The organism is Stenotrophomonas sp. 86156_Sma (assembly GCF_056481625.1).
The window spans coordinates 1,167,461-1,184,484 of the sequence record NZ_CM151157.1; the positions used below are offsets into that span (position 1 = coordinate 1,167,461).

Annotated in this window: 22 protein-coding genes; 6 read left to right on the forward strand and 16 right to left on the reverse strand. The window is 67.7% G+C overall.

Going from position 1 to position 17,024, the window contains the following annotated elements; translation table 11 throughout:
* Window positions 1-7: 7 nt before the first annotated feature.
* The 9 genes from hprK to ACZK33_RS05490 all read right to left on the reverse strand — a co-directional run bounded on the left by hprK (window position 8) and on the right by ACZK33_RS05490 (window position 6,833).
* Window positions 8-958 carry an HPr(Ser) kinase/phosphatase gene (gene hprK / locus ACZK33_RS05450; RefSeq protein WP_005408388.1) on the reverse strand — a complete coding sequence of 317 codons (951 nt, stop codon included), beginning with the start codon at window positions 956-958 and terminating at the stop codon, window positions 8-10.
* A complete protein-coding gene (locus ACZK33_RS05455; RefSeq protein ID WP_032130191.1) occupies window positions 955-1,407 on the reverse strand; it encodes a PTS sugar transporter subunit IIA in 453 nt (150 codons plus the stop codon). Before ACZK33_RS05455 ends, hprK begins: the two co-directional genes overlap by 4 nt.
* A gap of 21 nt (window positions 1,408-1,428) precedes the next feature.
* Window positions 1,429-1,746, reverse strand: coding sequence for a ribosome hibernation-promoting factor, HPF/YfiA family (hpf, locus tag ACZK33_RS05460; protein WP_004147311.1), 318 nt, complete (start codon window positions 1,744-1,746; stop codon window positions 1,429-1,431).
* Between the two features lie 58 nt (window positions 1,747-1,804).
* The gene (locus ACZK33_RS05465; protein WP_423174953.1) at window positions 1,805-3,229 is read right to left on the reverse strand and encodes an RNA polymerase factor sigma-54; all 1,425 of its coding nucleotides are present in this window, start codon (window positions 3,227-3,229) and stop codon (window positions 1,805-1,807) included.
* Between the two features lie 40 nt (window positions 3,230-3,269).
* Complete coding sequence (lptB, locus tag ACZK33_RS05470; RefSeq protein WP_049400688.1) at window positions 3,270-3,989, reverse strand: LPS export ABC transporter ATP-binding protein; 720 nt, start codon at window positions 3,987-3,989, stop codon at window positions 3,270-3,272.
* Window positions 3,989-4,540 (reverse strand): lipopolysaccharide transport periplasmic protein LptA, encoded by a 552-nt coding sequence (gene lptA, locus ACZK33_RS05475; protein ID WP_121504002.1) that lies wholly within the window; start codon window positions 4,538-4,540, stop codon window positions 3,989-3,991. The genes lptB and lptA overlap by 1 nt, the downstream gene beginning before the upstream one ends.
* A gap of 104 nt (window positions 4,541-4,644) precedes the next feature.
* Window positions 4,645-5,220, reverse strand: a complete 576-nt coding sequence (gene lptC / locus ACZK33_RS05480; protein WP_423174952.1) for an LPS export ABC transporter periplasmic protein LptC — start codon at window positions 5,218-5,220, stop codon at window positions 4,645-4,647.
* Window positions 5,217-5,765 (reverse strand): KdsC family phosphatase, encoded by a 549-nt coding sequence (locus tag ACZK33_RS05485; protein ID WP_049398160.1) that lies wholly within the window; start codon window positions 5,763-5,765, stop codon window positions 5,217-5,219. The genes lptC and ACZK33_RS05485 overlap by 4 nt, the downstream gene beginning before the upstream one ends.
* Window positions 5,766-5,831: 66 nt before the next feature.
* Window positions 5,832-6,833, reverse strand: a complete 1,002-nt coding sequence (locus ACZK33_RS05490; protein ID WP_032130370.1) for a KpsF/GutQ family sugar-phosphate isomerase — start codon at window positions 6,831-6,833, stop codon at window positions 5,832-5,834.
* Between the two features lie 54 nt (window positions 6,834-6,887).
* Between ACZK33_RS05490 and ACZK33_RS05495 the strand changes: the two genes are divergently transcribed.
* From ACZK33_RS05495 to ACZK33_RS05505, 3 genes are read left to right on the forward strand one after another with little or no spacing between them, the layout of a single operon-like run.
* Window positions 6,888-7,118 carry a BolA family protein gene (locus ACZK33_RS05495; RefSeq protein ID WP_021202589.1) on the forward strand — a complete coding sequence of 77 codons (231 nt, stop codon included), beginning with the start codon at window positions 6,888-6,890 and terminating at the stop codon, window positions 7,116-7,118.
* A gap of 21 nt (window positions 7,119-7,139) precedes the next feature.
* Window positions 7,140-8,411: a UDP-N-acetylglucosamine 1-carboxyvinyltransferase gene (gene murA, locus ACZK33_RS05500; protein ID WP_049462885.1), complete on the forward strand. Its 1,272-nt coding sequence runs from the start codon at window positions 7,140-7,142 to the stop codon at window positions 8,409-8,411.
* Window positions 8,408-8,737, forward strand: a complete 330-nt coding sequence (locus ACZK33_RS05505) for a hypothetical protein (RefSeq protein ID WP_032130368.1) — start codon at window positions 8,408-8,410, stop codon at window positions 8,735-8,737. Before murA ends, ACZK33_RS05505 begins: the two co-directional genes overlap by 4 nt.
* Before the next feature lie 113 nt (window positions 8,738-8,850).
* Here the strand turns inward: ACZK33_RS05505 and ACZK33_RS05510 are convergent, their stop codons facing one another.
* From ACZK33_RS05510 to purM, 7 genes are all read right to left on the reverse strand, one after another.
* On the reverse strand, window positions 8,851-9,534 hold the full coding sequence (locus tag ACZK33_RS05510) for a DUF3108 domain-containing protein (RefSeq protein WP_423174951.1): 684 nt from the start codon (window positions 9,532-9,534) through the stop codon (window positions 8,851-8,853).
* Window positions 9,535-9,536: 2 nt separating this feature from the next.
* A complete protein-coding gene (locus tag ACZK33_RS05515) occupies window positions 9,537-10,361 on the reverse strand; it encodes a DUF3108 domain-containing protein (protein WP_423174950.1) in 825 nt (274 codons plus the stop codon).
* Window positions 10,362-10,428: 67 nt separating this feature from the next.
* Window positions 10,429-11,088 (reverse strand): phosphoribosylglycinamide formyltransferase, encoded by a 660-nt coding sequence (gene purN, locus ACZK33_RS05520; protein WP_049398165.1) that lies wholly within the window; start codon window positions 11,086-11,088, stop codon window positions 10,429-10,431.
* The gene (locus ACZK33_RS05525) at window positions 11,085-11,747 is read right to left on the reverse strand and encodes a DUF2238 domain-containing protein (protein WP_049398166.1); all 663 of its coding nucleotides are present in this window, start codon (window positions 11,745-11,747) and stop codon (window positions 11,085-11,087) included. The genes purN and ACZK33_RS05525 overlap by 4 nt, the downstream gene beginning before the upstream one ends.
* 41 nt (window positions 11,748-11,788) lie before the next feature.
* Window positions 11,789-12,211 (reverse strand): hypothetical protein, encoded by a 423-nt coding sequence (locus ACZK33_RS05530; RefSeq protein ID WP_423174949.1) that lies wholly within the window; start codon window positions 12,209-12,211, stop codon window positions 11,789-11,791.
* Entirely contained in the window at window positions 12,208-12,696 is a 489-nt protein-coding gene (locus ACZK33_RS05535; protein ID WP_180838130.1) for a hypothetical protein, read from the reverse strand. The genes ACZK33_RS05530 and ACZK33_RS05535 overlap by 4 nt, the downstream gene beginning before the upstream one ends.
* Before the next feature lie 22 nt (window positions 12,697-12,718).
* Complete coding sequence (purM, locus tag ACZK33_RS05540) at window positions 12,719-13,777, reverse strand: phosphoribosylformylglycinamidine cyclo-ligase (protein ID WP_423174948.1); 1,059 nt, start codon at window positions 13,775-13,777, stop codon at window positions 12,719-12,721.
* A gap of 99 nt (window positions 13,778-13,876) precedes the next feature.
* Here purM and ACZK33_RS05545 point away from each other — a divergent pair, with 99 nt between their 5' ends.
* Genes ACZK33_RS05545 through hda form a run of 3 tightly spaced genes read left to right on the forward strand, consistent with a single transcriptional unit; the run spans window position 13,877 to window position 16,889 of the window.
* A complete protein-coding gene (locus ACZK33_RS05545; RefSeq protein WP_153856460.1) occupies window positions 13,877-15,016 on the forward strand; it encodes a DUF2066 domain-containing protein in 1,140 nt (379 codons plus the stop codon).
* A complete protein-coding gene (locus ACZK33_RS05550; protein ID WP_032130360.1) occupies window positions 15,013-16,182 on the forward strand; it encodes an AI-2E family transporter in 1,170 nt (389 codons plus the stop codon). Before ACZK33_RS05545 ends, ACZK33_RS05550 begins: the two co-directional genes overlap by 4 nt.
* Complete coding sequence (gene hda / locus ACZK33_RS05555) at window positions 16,182-16,889, forward strand: DnaA regulatory inactivator Hda (protein WP_032130359.1); 708 nt, start codon at window positions 16,182-16,184, stop codon at window positions 16,887-16,889. The genes ACZK33_RS05550 and hda overlap by 1 nt, the downstream gene beginning before the upstream one ends.
* Window positions 16,890-17,024 lie beyond the last annotated feature (135 nt).

Here is a 17,024-nt window from a genome sequence, read left to right on the forward strand (position 1 = left end):
AGGGGAATCAGGGTGTTCGCCGTTCCAGCAGGTTGCTGTGGCGGGCGATGAACATGGCCGCCGGGTCGATGCCCTTGGTGCGCAGGATGTGCAGGCGGGTCGCGGCCTCGGTCAGCACGGCCAGGTTGCGGCCGGGCATCACCGGCAGGGTGATCAGCGGTACATCCAGGTCCAGCACATGGCGGGTGCCCGAGTCGCCGGTCAGGCGCTCGTAGCCATGCGGGGTGGGTTCAGTCATCGGCTTGGTCAGGTGGACGATCAGCCGAAGGTACTTGTTCTTCTTTACAGCCGTGTCGCCGAACATCTCGCGCACGTTCAGCACGCCCAGGCCGCGCACTTCCAGCAGGTCCTGCAGCAGTTCGGGGCAGGTGCCATCGAGCACGTCGGGCGCGATCTGGGTGAATTCGGGCGCATCATCGGCGACCAGGCGGTGGCCGCGGCTGAGCAACTCCAGCGCCAGCTCGCTCTTGCCCGATCCGGCCTCTCCGGTGATCAGCACGCCGATGGAGTAGATCTCCATGAACACGCCATGCAGGATCACCCGCGGCGCCAGCGTGCGGGCCAAGTGGTAGGACAGGTGGTTGAGCAGTTCGTGGCCGCGCTTGGGCGACAGCCACAGCGGCGTGCCGGATTCATCAGCGGCGGCACGCAGGTCTTCCGGGCAAGCCTGGTTGCGGGTCAGCACCAGCGCCAGCGGGTGCGACTGCATGATCTTTTCGATGGTCTCCCAACGCTGGCGCGGTTCCAGCGCATCCAGCCAGGACAGTTCCTCGGTACCCAGGATCTGCACCTTGTTGGGGTAGATCGCATTGAGGTAGCCGGCCAGCGACGGACGCCGCGAGACCGTGTTGCCGGCCTCCAGCTCGCGCTTCTCGCCGGACTTGCCGGCAGCCCAGCGCAGCCCCAGCCGCTCGCGCTGCTGTTCGAACAGTTCACGGGCGGTGATGCTGGTATTCATGCGGCACTCGCAGGTGGGGTCATGTCCAGCGCCTCGCGCAGCGCCCGGGCATCGCCCGCTTCGCGCAGGGCCTGGCGGATGTCGGGCGCCGAAAACAGCTCGGCCAGCTCGGACAGCAGCATCAGGTGCTGGTGGGTGTAGTGGGCGGGGACGGCCATGGCGAACACCAGGTCCACCGGCTCGTCGCCACCGAAGTCGACCGGGGTGGCCAACCGCAGCAGGGCGCCGCGGGGGCGGTCCAGGGTTGGCGCGCGGCCGTGGGGAATGGCGATGCCGTGACCGATCGCGGTGCTGCCCAGCGCTTCGCGCTGGCACAGGTTCAGATAGATCTGTTCGGCGTTGGCCTGGCGGCAGGCCAGCAACCCGGCGGCGGCCTGCAGGACGCTGTCGCGGTCGGTGGCCGTGCAGAGCTGGGTCTGCACGGCCGCCAGGAGGTCAGTCAGGGGCATGTCTGCGGGGAACGGTGGCGATCAGCCACCATTGTCGCCCACCGGCAGCGGTGCGTGCTGCTGTTTTTTCTCCTTGTGCTTGATCACCAGACGGTCAAGCTTGTCCGCAAGCAGGTCGATCGCGGCATACATGGTCTGGGCATTGGCCTCGGCGTGCAGGGTCTGGCCGGGAATGTTGAGGCTGGCGTCGACGTGGTGTTCGGTCTTCTGCAGCTTGAGGGTCACCCGCGCTTCGCAGTGCTGGTCGAAGTGTTTGCCGATCCGGGCCAGCTTCTCCTCTACATAGGACTGCAGGGCCGGGGTGACTTCGACATCTTTGCCAAACGTTTCGATGCGCATCGGGTTTCTCCTGTGTTCGGATGTGCCAATGAACCTCTCCGCCGGGCGCGGCGGCGCGTCAAGCGATTCTGACCCTTTCGTGCGAGGCGGAAATGTTCATGGCTTCACGATACTTCGCCACGGTGCGTCGCGCTACTGGAATTCCCGACGATTTGAGCAGGTCAGCCAGCTTGGCGTCAGAAAGCGGCTTGCGCGGGTTCTCGTCGTCGATCAGGCGCCGGATCATCGCCTGGATGGCCGTGCTGGACGCCTCGCCACCGCCGTCGGTATCGATGCCCGAGGCGAAGAAGGCGCGCAGCGGCAGGGTGCCGCGCGGGGTACGCACGTGCTTGCGGGCGATCGCACGCGAGACCGTGGATTCGTGCAGGCCGAGCTCGGTGGCGATCTCGCGCAGGGTCAGTGGACGCAGCGCCTGCTCGCCGAATTCGAGGAAGCCGGCCTGCTGCAGGATCAGGCTGCGTACCACCCGCAGCAGGGTTTCGCCACGCTGCTGCAGCCCTTTCAGCAGCCAGCGCGCTTCCTGCAGCTGGGCACGCAGGTAGCCGGCATCGGCGTCGCCGCAACGTCGGATCAGCTGTTCGTAGCCGCGGTGGATCACCACCTTCGGCCCGGCATGCGCGGCCAGCGCTGCGCGCCATACGCCGTTCTGCCGCCACACCACCACATCCGGCACCACATAGGTGTCCTGCGACAGCGGTGCGATCTGCGTGCCCGGGCGTGGGTCCAGCGAGCGCAGCAGGGTGACTGCCGTCTCGACCTCGTCCAGGGGCTGTTTCAGTTCATGGGCCAGCCCGGCGACGCCGCTGCGCGGCAGCCGTTCCAGCGGGCCTGCGGCAATCTGTCGCGCCAGCACCAGGCCGGGCGTGTCACCGGCCAGCACATCCAGCTGCAGCAGCAGGCATTCGCCCAGCGTGCGTGCAGCCACACCGACCGGATCGAAACGCTGGATGCGATGCAGCACGGCGAGGATCTCGTCCTCGTCGGCGTGGATCGCCGGCAACAGGGTTTCGGCGATGGTGGCCAGCGGCTCGCGCAGGTAACCGTCGTCGTCCAGTGCGTCGATCAGTGCGGCACCGATACTGCGATCACGCGAGGACAGATGCGACAGATGCAGCTGCCACAGCAGATGGTCGGCCAGTGTTTCGGTTTCGGCTATGCGCTCGGCGGCGCTGCCGGTGTCGTCGTCATCGTCGAAGCTGCCGCCGCTGCCGGCCGCGCTCCAGTCCAGTTCGGCCGGTGCCCAGTCGTCGCCGGCATCGGTACGTTCTGCGGGCGCGTCACCGTCGTTGCCATCGCTGCCTTCGTTGCTGGCGCTGCTGCTGTCACTGCTGTCGGCCCAGTCCAGCAGCGGATTGCTTTCCACCGCCTGGGCGATCTCCAGCTCCAGCTCGGTGGTGGACATCTGCAGCAGCTTGATCGCCTGCTGCAACTGGGGCGTGAGCACCAGCTGCTGTCCCAACGATGTCTGCAGCCGAGTCTTCATGCCTGTGCCGAAAGGAAGGAGAGGGACCCGGCGCTTGCCGTCACAGCTTGAAGGAATCCCCAAGGTAGACGCGACGCACGTCGGCATTGTCCAGGATCGCTTCCGGCGAGCCCTGGGCCAGCACGCTGCCCTCAGCGAGAATATACGCGCGGTCGCAGATACCCAAGGTCTCGCGCACGTTGTGGTCGGTGATCAGCACGCCGATGCCACGCTGCTTGAGATGGGTGACGATGCGCTGGATCTCGCCGACGGAAATCGGGTCGACGCCGGCGAACGGTTCGTCGAGCAGGATCAGGCGCGGCTGCGCGGCCAGGGCACGGGCGATCTCGCAGCGGCGACGTTCGCCACCGGACAGGCTGGCGCCGAGCTGGTCGGCGACATGGCCCAGCTGTAGTTCGTCGAGCAGGCTGTTCAATTCACGCTCGCGGCCAGCCGAATCCAGGCCCTCGCGCAGCTCCAGCACCAGGCGGATGTTGTCGGCCACGGTCAGCTTGCGGAACACCGACGGCTCCTGCGGCAGGTAACCCACGCCCTGCTTGGCCCGGGTATACATCGGGTCGCCGGTGATGTCCTTGCCGTCGAGCACGATGCTGCCAGCATCGGCGGCAACCAGGCCGACGATCATGTAGAAGCAGGTGGTCTTGCCGGCGCCGTTGGGGCCCAGCAGGCCGACCACTTCACCGGCGTCGAGGGTCAGCCCGAAGTCCTTGACGACTTCGCGTTGCTTGTACTTCTTGCGCAGGCCCTTGGCGACGAGCATTACTTCCTGCTCCCGGCCGGCTGTGCCGGCGTGGTGGCCTTGGGCTGTGCCGCAGGTGCGGCCGGGGTCTTGTTCTTCGGCGGGATGACGGTGCGCACGCGGCTGCCGTCACCACCGGAGTTCATTTCGCCGGTGCGGGTGTTGTAGACCATGCGCTGGCCGGCATTGGTGCCGCGCGCGCTGGTGACCTTGTAGTTGCCGGTCAGGGTGATGATCTCGGTCTTGATGTCGTAGTCGATGCGATCGGCCAGCGCGTCCATCCAGGTGCCATCATCGAGCTGCTGCTTCATCTTGGCCTGCTTGCCGGTGAACACCACACGCACCGCTTCGCCGTCCTTGAGGTAGATCTCGGCCTCGGACGAGCGCAGGTCCAGCGTGCCCTGGGTGATGATCACGCCCTGCGACAGCACGGTCTTGCCGTCGCCGGTGAGCGTGCCCGACTGGGCGCCGGAATCGATGTGCATGTCTTCGTTGCGGTCGGTGGACTTGGCGAAGGCGGCGCTGGGGACAAGAAGACCAAGCGCGAGTACGGCGGCAAAGGGAATCTTCATCGGGGTCCGTTCTACCGGTGGGGGCCTCCCGGGTGGACCGGGGGCGGGCGGGTGGGGCTGCCGGCCTTGCGCCTGTCCGGAGACGTCGCAGGCTGGCGGCGGAATCAGCGTTTGGGCGTGTAGCGGCCCTTGGACTGGCTGAGGAAATGATACGTGTTGTTCTTCGAATCCACTTCGAAGCCGACACCGGACTGTTCCATGCCCGGGCGGGTCATGGTCACCAGGGCGTCGGTGCGGGCGCGGTTTTCCTTCGGGAACACGTCCAGATGGTAGGTGCGGAAGGTGGTCGGCACCGTGCCCGGGCCGACCGGGCTGTCGCCGGCGACATTGCCGCGCAGCTTCATCTCGTCGCCCTTGGCGCTGAGCCAGCCGGTTTCGGCACGCAGGGTCCAGTGCCTGCCATCCTTGTCCGGCATCTCGAACAACGGCGTGGCGATGTTGATGGTCTGGTCACCGCGCTGGCGTTCCAGCAGCGGCGCACGCAGCGTGGTCGATTCCTTGCCGTGCTCATCCAGGGCGACGATCTGGAAGTCGTGCAGGATGTAATCCACGCCCACTTCCTGGCCGCCACTGGCTGGCCCCTTGTCGCGGTTGCGCAGCGCCGCCCAGCTGCTCAACAGGGCCGCCAGCAGCAGGCCGATGCCGAGCAGGGTGCGCCAGTTCACGGTCGGCAGGTTCATGCGCCGAACCTCGCCAGCACCGCATCCACATGCCCCTGCGCGGCCAGCAGGATGTCGCACAGCTCGCGCGCGGCGCCACGCCCGCCATCGGCACGGGTCTGCCAGTGCACGCGCTCGGCGATCCACGGATGGGCGTTGGCCGGCGCCACGGCCAAGCCGACCGCGCCCAGCGGCGCCAGGTCCGGCAGGTCATCGCCCATGAAGGCCACCTGTTCCAGGCCGATGCCATGCTGCGCGCACAGCGCCTGCACGCTGGCCAGCTTGTCGCCCACGGCGATCTGGGTGTCGATGCCGAGGTCGGCGCCGCGCTTGAGCGCGGACTGGCTGTTGCGCGCGGTGATCAGCACGGGGTGGATGCCGTGCTGCTGCAGCAGTTTCAGGCCCAGGCCATCCTGCACGAAGTACGCCTTGCTCTCGTTGCCGTCCTTGTCGTAGTACAGCCGACCGTCGGTGAGGGTGCCGTCCACGTCGAAGCAGGCCAGGCGGATACGGGCCGCGGCGGCATGCAGGTGGGCAGGGAAGGCGGGCAGGGGGGACCAGGGCATCAGGGCGGCAGGCTCGGTGGGTTCGGGTGGGGCAGTACAGACTGAATGGGGTCTACGGACTGTCGGTTAAACCACCCGGGCCCGCAACAGGTCATGAATGTTCAGGGCGCCGACTGCACGGCCCTGGTCATCGACCACGATCAGGCCGGTGATCTTGTGGGTCTCCATCAGCCGGGCCGCCTCCACCGCCAGCTGGTCGGCGCCGATGGTGCGCGGGTTGCGCGTCATCACATCTGCGATCTTGGCGGTGCGCACGTCCAGCGCGCTGTCCAGCGCGCGACGCAGGTCGCCGTCGGTGAACAGGCCGATCAGCACGCCGCCGGCATCGACCACGGCGGTCATGCCCAGCCGTTTGCGGCTCATCTCCATCAGCGCTTCACTGAGACTGGCGTCGGCGCCCACGCTGGGCAGGTCGTCGCCGGTGTGCATCACGTCGGTGATGTGCAGCAGCAGGCGGCGGCCGAGGCTGCCGGCCGGGTGTGAACGGGCGAAATCGTCGGCGGTGAAGCCGCGTGCGTCGAGCAGGGCCACGGCCAGCGCGTCGCCCATCGCCAGCGAGGCGGTGGTGCTGGAGGTCGGCGCCAGCGCCAGCGGACAGGCCTCGGCCGGCACGCTCACGTCCAGGTGGATGTCGGCGGCGGTGGCCAGGCTGGACTGTGGGCGCCCGGTCATGGAAATCAGCACGTTGCCCTGGCGCTTGAGCACCGGCAGCAGCATCAGCACTTCGTCCGACTCGCCCGAATAGGACAGCGCCAGCACCACGTCGTCCTCGGTGATCATGCCCAGGTCGCCGTGGCCGGCTTCACCCGGGTGCACGTAGAACGCCGGCGTACCGGTGGACGCCAGGGTGGCGGCGATCTTGCGAGCGATGTGCCCGGACTTGCCCATGCCGGTGGCGACCACCCGGCCGCGGCTGGCCAGGATCGCCTGGCAGGCCTGCTGGAACGCCTCGCCAAGGCGGTCGGCCACGGCGTCCAGCGCCTGCCGCTCGATCTCGAAGACGCGGCGGCCGCTGGCGACCAGGCCGGCAGGGTCGACGGAACGGGGGGGCAACAGGGATTCGGCCATGCGGACGCCACGCAGCGGAAGTAGAATGGAGGCACATTTTATTAGGAAAGCCCGTTGGACGCCGACACCATCCGCAATCTGATCGAAACCGGCCTGCCCGGCGCCCGCGCCGACGTGCGGGGCGACGATGGCGTGCATTTCGAAGCGACCGTGGTCTGCGAGGCCTTCGCCGGCAAGATGCCGCTGGCCCGCCACCGCATGGTGTATGCCACGCTGGGCGACCTGATGGGCGGCGCGATCCACGCGCTGGCGCTGAAAACCGTGACCCCGGCCGAAGCCGGCTGAACCGCAGAAGATCCCGAATACATGGCCAAGATCGTTGTGACCGGCGGCGCTGCGCTGCACGGTGAAGTGAGCATCTCCGGCGCCAAGAACGCCGTCCTCCCCATTCTCTGCGCGACCCTGCTGGCCGATGCGCCGGTGGAGATCACCAACGTGCCGCACCTGCACGACGTGGTCACCACGGTGAAGCTGCTGGGCGAGCTGGGCGCCAAGGTCACCATCGACCAGGGCACGCTGTCGCGCGGCAGTGCGATCGTGGTCGACCCGCGTTCGGTCAACCAGCACGTGGCACCGTACGAGCTGGTCAAGACCATGCGCGCCTCGATCCTGGTGCTGGGCCCGCTGCTGGCCCGCTTCGGCGCGGCCGAAGTATCGCTGCCGGGCGGCTGCGCGATCGGTTCGCGTCCGGTCGACCAGCACATCAAGGGCCTGCAGGCGCTGGGTGCCGAGATCGTGGTCGAGAACGGCTTCATCAAGGCCACCGCCAAGCGGCTGAAGGGGGGGCACTTCACCTTCGACATGGTCAGCGTCACCGGCACCGAGAACGTGCTGATGGGCGCGGTGCTGGCCGAAGGCACCACCATCCTCGACAACTGCGCGATGGAACCGGAAGTGACCGATCTGGCGCACTGCCTGATCGCGCTGGGCGCGAAAATCGAAGGCCTGGGCACTGCCCGCCTGGTGATCGAAGGCGTCGAGCGCCTGTCCGGTGGCCGCCACGAAGTGCTGCCCGACCGTATCGAGACCGGCACCTTCCTGGTGGCCGCAGCGATGACCGGTGGCAAGGTCACGGTCAACCGTGCGCGCCCGAACACCATGGACGCGGTACTGTCCAAGCTGGTCGAAGCCGGTGCGAAGATCGAGACCACCGACGACAGCATCACCCTGGACATGCAGGGCAAGCGGCCGAAGGCGGTCAACCTGACCACCGCGCCGTACCCGGCGTTCCCGACCGACATGCAGGCGCAGTTCATGGCGCTCAACTGCGTGGCCGACGGCGTGGGCGTGATCAACGAAACGATCTTCGAGAACCGTTTCATGCACGTCAACGAACTGCTGCGCCTGGGCGCGGACATCCAGGTCGAAGGGCATACCGCCATCGTGCGTGGCAACGAGCACCTGAGCGGCGCGCCGGTGATGGCCACCGACCTGCGCGCCTCGGCATCGCTGATCCTGGCCGGCCTGATGGCCAGCGGCGATACCACCATCGACCGCATCTACCACCTTGATCGTGGCTACGAGAACATCGAAGAGAAGCTGTCTTCGCTCGGTGCCACCATCCGGCGCGTGCCATGATCCTGCGCGGCAAGTTCAGCCCGCGTCGCAAGGCGCTGCTGGCCCTGGTGCTGATCGTGCTGGCGTGGCTGGGCTATGCCTGGTACGCCAACATCGCCATCACCCAGGGCATCGAGCAGAAGGACATGGACTGGAACGGCGACGGCACGGTCTCGCGTGATGAAATCATCGAGTCGTTCTATGCGGTCGCAGTGAACGACAGCCAGGACGGCAACCGTCATTGCCGCACCTTCGTCTGGCGCAGCACCGGTGAGCAGATCCGCGTGGACTGCCGGACCGAGTTCAAGCCGGCCGAGGAACAGAAACCGGCTGAAGCGAAGAAATAAGAAAACGCCCGCGAAAGCGGGCGTTTCTTTGGGATACACCCATCCACGCATGGCGTGGATCTACTGGAACGTGAAGTAGATCCACGCCATGCGTGGATGACGTGGATCTCCGGTCAGTTCATCGCCTTGATGGTCAGGTCCAGCGCATCGCGGCCGCTCTCACGCTGCAGCATGCGCGCCGGCACCGGGAATTCCGGCACGATCCAGGCGATCAGCTCCTTGTTGCCGTCGGCGCGCGAGACCTTGGTGGCCTCGTAGCTCTTGCCGCCCACGGTGATCGATTCCTTGCCGATCACACGGTACGTCATGTTCTTGATGCGGCCTTCGTCGACCATGCGATAGGTCAGCGGCTTGCCCGCCGCCAGGTCACGGGCGATCGCCAGGTTGATCAGCAGCGCATCCATGTCACCGGCTTTCAGCGCAATCGGGCCAGCGCGATCCGGCTTGATGTCACCGGTCCAGGTGGCCTGGTTGCTGGTCCAGTTGTAGTTGGCCTGCACGTTGCGCCTCTTCACCAGCAGCGCCGAACGGTCCTGGCTGCTGAGCGGGCGCAGCTGGCCACGCACTTCCTCGAACACCGTGCTCTGGCTGAGGTCGGCCAGCTGGTTCTTCACCTGCAGGCTGTAGCGCCACTTGTTGCTGCCTTCGCTGGCCAGGGTCATGGTGCCGTTGGCCTGCATGCCCATGTAGCTGGCCAGGTAATCGGCCTTGAACGGTTCCAGCGCCATGGCCGGCAGGCTGGCCACGGTCAGGGCAGCGGCTGCGATCCAGGTGAGGGGGCGGGTCAGGGTGTTCATGCTCAGACTCCTTGGTATTCGATCAGGCGCAGATCGACGCGGTCTTCGCCGTCTTCGCGTTGCAGGATGCGCACCGGGGTGGGGACACCGTTGGCGATCCAGAGAATGGTTTCGTTTCTGCCACCGTTGGTCCGGTAGACCCGCAGTGCGTTGTAGGACAGGTCGCCGACCTCGACGTTCTCGGTCTGCGGCGCGGCCTGGTAGTCGTGTTCGCGGACCTTGCCCATGTCCACGTAGCGGTAATGCATGGAGGCGCCTGGACGCGCATCGCGCATGATCGCCAGGTTGATCAGCAGCGCGCTCTGGTCGCCTGCCTGCAGCGGGATCGGTTGCGCGCGTTCCTTCTTGACGTCACCGGTCCATTGCGCGGTGCCGGCCTGCCAGTTGTAGGTGCCGACCGCCTTCTTGCCCAGGAACAGGCCCTTGCGCACCGTGCTCTGGCTGAGCGGCGCATACACGCCGCTGCGCTCCTCGAACACCGTGCTCTGTTCGATGTTCAGGCCCAGCACGCTGGCAAAGCCGCGGCGGCCGACCACCTGCATGTCCACCCGCCACTGGCTGCCGCCGGTGTGGGTGACCTGCATGCTGGCATCGCCCGCTTCCTTGCCCTTGTAGAAGGCCTGGTAGGTGGCGCTGAACGGTTGCAGCGGCGGTGGCTCCCAGGCCAGTGCCGGTGGCATCGGTACGGCCGGCGCATCGGCTGGCGACTGCGCTGCGGGCACCGGTGCCGGCGGGGCGGCGGGCGCCTGTGCCTGGCCCCAGCCCACGCCGGGGAACACGGCAAGCGACAACAGCAATGGAGTGGACAGCAGGGTCGTGGTCTTCATGGAGGACAGGGACCGCAGGAGGGGGCAGGATGCCAGCCCCGCAGTCAGCGGGGCGTGTGCATGGGGACTACCGGTTCAGGTTCCCGGCGGAATCTAGGGCCAACGGGCTAAACAGGGGGTGACCGTCCAGTTGCGGCTGGCCCTCCCGTTCAGCCAGGCGGCCGGCGCACAACAGCTGCAGGGTGGCGATCAGCAGCGGATGCTCCACCGCCAGCACGCGCGCGGCCAGGCTGTCGGCGTCATCGCCGGGCAGCACCGGCACCCGCACCTGCGCCAGCACGGCGCCCGCATCCAGCTCGGGCACGACCAGATGCACGCTGGCACCGTGCTCGGCGTCGCCCGCCTGCAGCGCCCGTGCGTGGGTGTCCAGGCCCTTGTGCAGCGGCAGCAGCGATGGATGGATGTTGACCAGCCGGCCATTGAAGCGCTGTACGAAGGCCGCGCCGAGGATGCGCATGTAGCCGGCGCAGACGATCCAGTCCGGTTGTACTGCGGCCAGCGCATCGCCGAGCGCCTGCTCGTAGCTGGCGCGGTCGCTGAAGGACTTCGGTGCATGCGCCCAGCGCAGGTTCGGTGCGACGCGCTGCAGGGCCTCTGCGGCGGGGCGGTCGGAAAACACGCCGACCACCTCGGCGGGCAGTCGGCCGTCGGCAATGGCATCGAGTATGGCCTGCAGGTTGCTGCCGCGACCGGAGGCGAGCACGGCAATGCGGGTGGTCGCGGTCACTGCTGGGCGCTCCGGCGGATCAGCGGCCAGATCAGCAGGCTGCCGAGGGTGGCCATCAGCATGTCGGCATGCGCGTCCCACATGTCGCCCTGCTGCCCGTTGTAGGCCTCGGCAGCATCCGGCGACAGCGCCAGCGCGATGGCCCACTCGAACCATTCGTACACCAGGCTGGCACACATCACCGTCATCACCGCCAGGGTGAAGGCCTGGCCCAGGCGCAGCGCCGGCCACGCATGACGGGCAAGCTGCAGCAGCGCAGGAGTGAAGCAGACGCCGAACAGGAAGTGGATGAGGCGATCGAAATGGTTGCGCTGCCAGCCGAAGGCCGCATTCGGCGACCAGCCGCTCAGCGTCTGCGCCCAGGCGTCGTAGGGCACGTTGGAATACAGCCAGCGCGCGGCCACGCAGTGCAGGGCGATGAAGCCGCAGATCGCGATGAAGGCACCATTGCCCAGCCAGCCACCGCGACGGTCGACCCACAGCAGCGCGGCCAGCCCGATCACGGTCAGGGTGCTGTGCAGGGCCTGTTCGGTAGGCCACAGCGGGTGGACCCAGCTGATTGCGAACACCGCCAGCACGGCGGCAAAGGCCAGCTTCTTGGGGCCCGAGAAACGGTGGGTGGTGGGCGAAGCGGACGTGGGGAGGGCAGGCGCGGACATGGGAAATCGATCAGGAAAGGACGGGGCGTCTGCCGGCAGGTTCAGACACTGAGGTGGTCGCCGCGGTCGAACAGCGCGGCCATGTCAGGTTTGGACAGGAACACCCAGGCATAGGCGGCCAAGGCCATGCCCAGCGGGCCGGCCAGTACGCCCAGCCACGCCGCGCGCCGGCACCAGGCCAGCCCGGTGCGATGTGACAGCTGGCGCGCGGTATACAACTGCACGAACCCCAGCACGGCCGCCAGCACGGCGATGGACGCATAGACCGTGGCCAGCATCCAGGCATCGTCCAGTCCGCGCGAGTGGGCCACCCATCCGCTGAGGCCAAGGAACGCCACTGTGGCGAACCAATGGAAGCCGGCCAACGCGTAGAACAGCACTTTCAGCGTCTGCAGATGGCTGGTCAGCTGCAGCTGCGCCAGGGTCTGATGCGGCAGCGGCGGCGGATTGCCGGAGGCGGTCATGCGGGCGTGGCGGGAAGGTCGAAGGCGGCCTTCACCTGCGGGCGCAGCAGGGTGATCAGGCTGAACACCCCCAGCACCGTGCCGACGGGGGTGAACAGGCAGGCCAGGCCGGCCGCGATCAGGCACAGCAGGTAGCGGCGTCTCTGGGCCAGGCAGCGGCCGGCATAGGCGACGAACGCGCCCAGGGTGACGCCACCGAACACGGCGACGCAACCGATGAGGGTGAACATCCAGCCGAACAGGCGCTGTTCGGCCGGCGACGACGGCTGGCCGCCGGAATTCATCGGCAGGTTGCCGGTGAGCGCGGTGATGCCCAGCACGATGTGGATGATGAAAATCAGCGAGAACAGCACGATCAGGCCGCCGACCACGTAGTGCGCGATGGCCAGCATGCGCAGGTGGTCGGCATCCTGCGCGTTGAACACCGGTACCGTCGCCAGCGGCGGCGGCACGGGGGCGGGCGACAAGGGGGGCGTTGCGTCCATGCGGGCTCCTGGGTTGTCGGGATCAGGCGATGTGGACGCGCTCGGCGCCTTCGGCGGTGACCACCTGGCCGATGGTCCAGTGCTCCAGGCCCTGCGCCTTGACCGCATCGGATACCGCGGCCACCTGGTCCGGCGCCACGATCAGCACGAAGCCGATACCGCAGTTGAAGGTGCGCCACATCTCGCTGTCGGCTACCGCGCCTTCCTTCTGCAGCCACTGGAACACCGGCGGCAGGGTCCATGACGAGGCCTGGATGTCCAGACCGAGGCCTTCAGGTACCACGCGGATGATGTTCTCGGTCAGGCCGCCACCGGTGATGTGGGCCATGCCGTGGATGGCCGCGCCGTGTGACTTCAGCAGCGACAGGATCGGCTTGACGTACAGGCGGGTCGGCGCCATCAGCGCGTCGACCAGCTTCACGCCGCCTTCCAGCTCCAGCTCGGCCGGGCGGCCGGCGCGGTCATAGATGCGGCGGACCAGCGAGTAGCCATTGGAATGCGGGCCGGACGAGGCGATGCCGATCAGCACGTCGCCGGCAGCCACGCTGGCGCCGTCCTTCAGCTCGCTCTTCTCGACCGCAGCGACCGTGAAGCCGGCCAGGTCGTACTCGCCCGGGGCATACATGTCGGGCATTTCAGCGGTTTCGCCGCCGATCAGCGCGCAGCCGGCCTCGGTGCAGCCGTTGGCGATGCCGCCCACGACCGCTGCGGCGGTGTCGATGTCCAGCTTGCCGGTGGCGAAGTAGTCCAGGAAGAACAGCGGCTCGGCGCCCTGCACCAGCACGTCGTTCACGCACATGGCGACCAGGTCGATGCCGATCGTATCGTGGCGGTCCAGCTGGTGGGCCAGCTTCAGCTTGGTGCCCACGCCGTCGGTACCCGACACCAGCACCGGCTCGCGGTACTTGTTGGACAGGTCGAACAGGGCGCCGAAGCCGCCCAGGCCGCCCATCACTTCCGGGCGGAAGCTGCGCTTGACCAGGGGCTTGATCCGCTCGACCAGTTCGTTGCCGGCGTCGATGTCGACACCCGCGTCACGGTAGGTGAGGGGGGAGGGGGCGGAAGACGGGGTGTTGGTCACGGGCGTCGGCGCTGGCAGGGGTTGAACGGGCGATTTTAACAGGCCGCATTGGCGCAAAGGCCGTATTCGGGCAACAATTCCCCCGGATACGTCGAGCCAATGGATGTCCTGATGCGCCGCAGCCTGATTCTGACCCTGCTCCTTGCGCTGAGCCTGCCGGTGGCCACGATGGCCCAGAGCGGCCTGCGCACCGAGGGTGATGTTGCCACCGCCACTGGCGCGTACGAGGCCGAAGTGCCCGTCAACAGCCAGGCCGAAGCCGACCGCAACGGCGCCCTGGCCCGCGCCTTGAGCGTTGTACTGGGCAAGTTGTCCGGCGATCGCAGCGTGATGTCGCGCCCTGGCGTGGCCCAGGCGCTGCGCAATGCCAAGGATTACGTGGCCAGCTACGACTACAAGCAGGACCAGAGCGTGAGCGCCAGTGGCGCCCCCAGCTTCCGCACCCTGCTGGTGGCCCGCTTCCGCGAGGACGATGTCGATTCGCTGGTGTCGGCGCTGGGCCTGCCGCTGTGGCCGCAGCCGCGACCGAAGCCGGTGCTGTGGCTGGCCGTCGATGACGGCAGCGGTCCGCGCCTGGTCAGCGTGCAGCAGGCCAACGCCGCCCGACCGTTGCTGAACCGCGCCATTGAACGCGGCTACAAGCTGGGCCTGCCCAGCGGTGGTGCCGCCGAACAGGCGCTGGCCGGTGCCATCTGGCGCCAGGACAGTGCCGCCGTGGCCCGTGCCTCTTCGCGCTACGCGCCGCCGATGCAGCTGATCGGCAAGCTGTACCGCGCCAACGGCGGCTGGCAGGCGGACTGGGTGTTCGTCGACAACGGCCGTGAGCTGAACAAGTGGACCAGCAAGGACGCCAACGCCATGCGCGCGATGGCCGCCGGTGCCGATGGTGCCGCCGATGCGCTGGTCAAGCGCTATGCCAAGGCCGGCGCGGCCGTCGGCCAGGCCGGCACCTATCGGGTGGTGGTCACCGGCATCAACAGTGCCGACGACTACCTGCGCCTGGCTGCCGGCCTGCGTGAGGTGCCGGTGGTGCGCAACGTCACCCCGCTGCACGCTTCGGCTGGCCAGCTGGAGCTGAGCCTGGAGATGACCACCGGCCTGGCCGGCTTCAACCGCATGCTGGGCGACAACGGCGTGCTGGTGCCGAGCGCACCGCTGCCGGCCCTGCCGACGCCGATCGACGACACCACCGGTGCCCCGGTCGCTGCGCCGGTCAGCAACGAGTACCGCCTGCGATGAACCTGACCCCGGAAGCGGAAATCGCGCAGTTCCTGCGCCGCCTGAAGTACATCCTGTTCGCCGGCCTGATCGGCTGGGTGGTGTGGTTGCTGGCGCCGATCCTGACCCCGTTCGTGCTGGCGCTGGCGCTGGCCTGGCTGGGCGATCCGCTGGTGGACCGCATCGAGGCCACCGGCCGTTCGCGCATGACCGGCGTGGTGCTGGTGTTCGCGGCGATGGTGCTGGTGATCGTGGCGCTGCTGCTGGTGCTGGTGCCGATGATCGAGCGCCAGATCACCACCCTGATTGCGGTCGCGCCGCAGGCACAGGCGTGGCTGATGGAAAAGGGCATTCCCTGGTTCGAGCAGAAGACCGGCCTGGAAGTGATGCAGTGGCTGGACCCGGACCGCCTGATCGAATGGGTGCGCAGCCACTGGCAGCAGGCCGGCGGCTTTGCCACCACGTTCATGGGCTACGTCTCGCGTTCGGGCTTTGCGATGGTGACCTGGGTGGTCAACATCCTGCTGCTGCCGATCCTGGCGTTCTACTTCCTGCGTGACTGGGACAAGCTGGTCGAGCGCGTGGCGTCGGTGATTCCGCGCAACCAGATCGGCACCATCAGCGCATTGGCGCGTGAGTCCAACGAGGTGCTGGGCGCCTTCATCCGCGGTCAGTTCCTGGTGATGCTGGCGCTGGGTGTGATCTATGCCGGCGGCCTGTCGCTGGTCGGCCTCAAGCTGGGTCTGCTGATCGGCCTGATTGCCGGCCTGATCAGCTTCATTCCTTATCTGGGCGCGACCACCGGCATCCTGATGGCGGTGGTCGCCGCACTGGTGCAGGCACAGGGCTTCGACCTGAAGCTGCTGATCCTGGTCGGCGTGGTGTTCACCGTGGGCCAGCTGCTGGAAAGCTACGTGCTGACCCCGCGGATTGTCGGCGACAAGATCGGCCTGCACCCGGTGGCAGTGATCTTCGCGGTGATGGCCGGCGGCCAGCTGTTCGGCTTCCTCGGCATGCTGCTGGCGCTGCCGGTGGCAGCGGTGACCAACGTGCTGCTGCGCTACGCGCACCAGCGTTATCGCCAGAGCGAGCTGTACGTGGGTGAGAAGCCGGCGATCGTGCTTGATGGCGTGGTCGATGCCCCCCATATCATCATTCCGAACGACAAGGGCCCCGACCTGAAGTGATGGGTGTGCCGCAACTGCCGCTGGCCCTGCATTACCCGCGGGACCAGCGCCTGGAGACCTTCATCGGCGCGCCGGACGGCGCGCTGGCGCAGCTGCGCGCGATCGCGGTGGGTGCCAGCCACGATTGGGTTTATCTGGAAGGTGCGGCGGGCACGGGCAAGACCCACCAGGCACTGGCGATGTGCTCCAGCGCCGAGCAGGCCGGGCGACTGCCGACCTACGTACCGCTGGCCAGCGCCGCCGGCCGCGTACGCGCGGCGTTGGATGGGCTGGAGGCGCGCGAGCTGGTGGCGCTGGACGGCCTGGACGAGGTGGCCGGCAACCGCGAGGACGAGATCGCGCTGTTCGATTTCCACAACCGCGCGCGCGCTGCGGGCGTGACCGTGCTGTACACGGCGCAGAAGGCGCCGGAAGAACTGGGCCTGGTACTGCCCGATCTGCGTTCGCGGCTGGGCCAGTGCGTGCGTGTGCTGCTGCAGCCGCTGGATGAGGAAGGGCGGGCAGCGGTGCTGCGTGAGCGCGCGCTGCGGCGTGGGCTGGCGATCGACGAGGCCTCGATCGAGTGGCTGCTGTCGCATACCGGGCGCGAGCTGGGTGGGTTGATCACGCTGCTGGACTGGCTGGACCGCGAGTCGCTGGCGGCGAAGCGGCGGATCACCGTGCCGTTCCTGCGCCAGGTGCTGGAAGAAGGCCGGCCGCGTTACTGAGGGTGGGGTTTGCTTTGCAGGGCTGCGCCCTGCACCCGCCGTAGTGCCGGCTGCTGGCCGGCAACAGCAAGAGCCGAAGCAACAGCAGAAGCTGGCTTCCTGAGGGGAGGCGGGGTGGCTCAGGTTGCGGGGGAC